This is a genomic window from Corallococcus caeni, assembly GCF_036245865.1.
GTDB lineage: Bacteria > Myxococcota > Myxococcia > Myxococcales > Myxococcaceae > Corallococcus > Corallococcus caeni.
Genome location: NZ_BTTW01000118.1, coordinates 1 through 333, shown reverse-complemented (window position 1 = coordinate 333; position 333 = coordinate 1). Strand labels below are relative to the sequence as shown.

Annotated in this window: 1 protein-coding gene; it reads left to right on the top strand. The window is 69.7% G+C overall.

What is annotated here, in order from left to right; all coding sequences use genetic code 11:
• The coding region (locus tag AABA78_RS39075) for an AMP-binding protein (RefSeq protein ID WP_338270628.1) at window positions 1–333 on the top strand (333 nt) is incomplete at both ends.

The window sequence follows — 333 nt, the reverse complement described above, 5'->3', positions numbered from 1 at the left end:
TCGCCCTCATGCTCGAGGACTCTCGCGCGGGCCTGGTGCTGTCCCACTCCGCGCTCCGCGACAGGCTGCCCCCGGGCGCTCACCGTGCGCTGTGCCTCGATGAGGTGGCCGACGAAGTCGCCTCGCGTCCTTCGTCTCCTCCGCCCCTGCGCCTCTTCCCGGACAACCTCGCCTACCTCATCTACACCTCGGGCTCCACGGGACGCCCCAAGGCTGTCGCCATCAGCCACCGCAGCGCTGCCGCCATGCTCTTCTGGGCTCGCGACTGCTTCTCCCCCGAGGAGCGCTCCGGAGTACTGGCCAGCACCTCCGTCTGCTTCGACCTCTCCGTCT